At 43.5% G+C, this 2903-nt stretch carries 3 protein-coding genes; all 3 read left to right on the top strand.

Features of this window, described 5'->3' with window-relative positions:
• Positions 1-523, top strand: a 523-nt coding sequence (locus KKA81_09650; GenBank protein ID MBU2651187.1) for a T9SS type A sorting domain-containing protein, incomplete at its 5' end; no start/stop codon positions are given.
• A 150-nt stretch (positions 524-673) separates the two neighbouring features.
• Positions 674-1087, top strand: coding sequence for a hypothetical protein (locus KKA81_09645; protein MBU2651186.1), 414 nt, complete (start codon positions 674-676; stop codon positions 1085-1087).
• A 205-nt stretch (positions 1088-1292) separates the two neighbouring features.
• The gene (locus tag KKA81_09640; protein ID MBU2651185.1) at positions 1293-2819 is read left to right on the top strand and encodes an AbgT family transporter; all 1527 of its coding nucleotides are present in this window, start codon (positions 1293-1295) and stop codon (positions 2817-2819) included.
• The last annotated feature ends 84 nt before the right edge of the window (positions 2820-2903 follow it).

The raw sequence follows: 2903 nt of genomic DNA, 5'->3' as shown, positions 1-2903 counted from the left end.
CTGGCGCTATAACTCCCTTTACAACTGCCTGCAGGAAAATGAAGGGATCCTCAGCTGGGACGAAGGCATGGATGCTCTGGAGGCCGTTCATATGAATTGTCCGTGGTCTGCAATCTACGAATTGAACAACAGAGCAATTTATGTCGCCATTAACAATAACTATGATGATATCGCTTATACGGATCTGGAAAACTTTGATTTTACAATTTATGTAGGGGTTCCGGATCAAGAAACAACGAATTCAGGAAACAGCACGTTAAAAAGTTTTCCGAATCCTTTTATGGATCAGACACAAATCCGGTTCAACCTTTCTGTGACAGAGCATATAATGCTCACTGTCTTTGACAGAAGCGGAAGACAAGTGGCAACCCTTGCAGATGAGGTTTTTACTGATGGTGAACATTCAATATCCTGGGACGGCAGAGATTCATCAGGAAATTTGCTTCCTTCGGGGATTTATCTTTGCTCGCTAAAAAGCGGGAATAATAATCAAACCATCCAGGTGATACTGAATACCAGGTAATGATTACAATCCCCGGCCGATTATATAATCTCCCGGGGATTTTTGTATCATCCTGAAAAAAATAAACCCTTCATTAAGGATTTGCGATTATTTTATTACCTTGCCCTGTAGAAATCCTTATTGTAAAACCCATATTAATTCAATTCAATTATGGCACAGGAAACTGTTTTTCTCGATGAAGCAGGAGTATTGGTAACCAATACGAGGGTTGTAACACCGCTTGGTGATACCTATTCACTCGCCAACGTCACCTCATGCAAATCCGGTTATACCGTCCATGAAGGAGAAGACAAGAAGAAAGCCAGGCTACGGACAATTCTGTTCTGGGGCGGTATCGCACTGGGTATTGTAATCGCGATCTTTGCAAAATTCTGGTATGGTATTATTGTTGCCGTAATCGGAGTTGTAGCATCTTTATTTGTTAAAGCCGATTATAAATACAATAAGTATATTGTATATCTGGGCTCTGCATCCGGTGAATCCCAGGCTATTGAATCCGTTGACAAAGCATTTATCGACCGGGTAGTGAGGGCTATTAACGAAGCTATTATTTCCAGAGGATAGGTTTTACTCTATCATGTAGGGATATCGATAGTCCCTTACCGGAACAAAGGTTTCCTTTATCGTTCCGGGGTATTTCCATGTAACGAGACTAAGTTCCTCGTCAGTTTTATCATTGGTAAAGGATATTCCACCACATATTTCATTACAGTATTAAACAATAATCTGATTTATCGGTTATTAATATCATATTCATAAAACCAATTATATGGAAGACGACAGGAAGAAAAAGGGAATATTCGGCCGTTTTCTGAATTTTGTTGAGAAAGCAGGGAATGCATTACCCCATCCAGCGACATTATTTCTGATTTTAGCCTTACTGGCTCTGGCATTTTCATGGATAGCATCCATAACGGGGATGCAGGCTGTGAATCCAGCCACAGGAGAGTTGGTCAAACCCATCAATCTGTTAAGTTCCGAAGGGTTGCATAAAATCCTTGATGGCATGGTTGAGAATTTCACGGGCTTTGCTCCCCTGGGGATTGTACTGGTGGCCATGTTGGGTATAGGGATTGCAGAAAGCAGCGGTCTTATCGGAGCGGTGATACGACTACTGGTGCTTTCTGCTCCCAGGCGATTGCTGACATTTGTGATTGTGGTTTCAGGTGTTTTGTCAAACACAGCCAGCGATATAGGATATGTATTGTTGATTCCGCTTGCGGGAGTGATCTTCATAGCTGTCGGGCGGCATCCCATTGCAGGGATGGCTGCGGCCTTTGCAGGGGTATCTGGAGGATTCAGCGCCAATCTCATCCTCGGTACTATAGATCCCCTGCTTGCAGGACTTTCCACGGAAGCGGCCCGTATCATTGATCCTGATTACTATGTCAATCCTACTGCGAATTACTATTTTATGTTCGTATCCACCTTCATTATTGCTTTCACGGGTACGTTTATCACAGAAAAACTGGTTGAACCGCGTTTAGGCAAGTATACAGGGAAAACCGATGATATTAAGATCGAAAAACTCGGAAAGAATGAAAAACGTGGATTAAGGTATACCATTATAACAACCGGCATCATTCTGATCATCATTTTGATGGGAGTTATACCGGCAGATGGGTTTTTCAGATCTCCCGACGGACACATCCTGGAATCTCCCCTGATAAAAGATGTGGTAGCATTTCTCTTCCTTTTTGCAGGCCTTACCGGAATTGCCTATGGTATAGGGTCGGGCAAATTCAAAAGTGACGCAGATGTTATGAATGGGATGAGCGATTCGATCAAAACCCTTTCGATGTATATTGTATTGGTTTTCTTTGCAGCCCAGTTTGTTGCTTACTTTAAGTGGTCGAACCTGGGAGTGATCATTGCAATCCGTGGGGCGGAAATAATTGCCTCATCCGGGATCGGACTCATACCGCTGATGATACTCTTCATCCTGCTTTCTGCATCCATTAACATGCTGATGGGCAGCGCATCAGCCAAATGGGCCATCCTGGCTCCTATTTTCATTCCCATGTTCATGCTGATGGGATACTCTCCCGAACTGTCGCAGGTTGTTTACAGGATCGGCGACAGCGTTACCAATATAATTTCTCCCATGATGAGCTTCTTTGCTCTGATCATAGCCTATTTCCAGAAATACGATTCAAAATCAGGAATTGGCACGATCATCGCTACCATGTTGCCATATTCCATTGCATTCTTCCTGGTATGGACCTTGTTGCTGATTGCCTGGTTGTCTCTGGGATTGCCATTGGGGCCGGAAGCGGGGATATTTTATCGGGGTTAAAAACCGAATCAAAACGGTAATTGGGATAAAGGATAATTTGATTAAGAGATGGGGCTGGGGGCTGGGGACTGGGGACTGGGGGCT

It is taken from the genome of Bacteroidota bacterium, assembly GCA_018831055.1.
In the GTDB taxonomy this organism is placed as follows: Bacteria; Bacteroidota; Bacteroidia; order Bacteroidales; family B18-G4; genus M55B132.
Note: the sequence above shows the minus strand (reverse complement) of the source record. Positions and strands in the feature narration are given on the sequence as shown.

Coding starts and splice junctions, on each gene's coding strand:
- KKA81_09640 (MBU2651185.1), top strand. CDS start 1,293: ATGGAAGACGACAGGAAGAAAAAGGGAATATTCGGCCGTTTTCTGAAT.
- KKA81_09645 (MBU2651186.1), top strand. CDS start 674: ATGGCACAGGAAACTGTTTTTCTCGATGAAGCAGGAGTATTGGTAACC.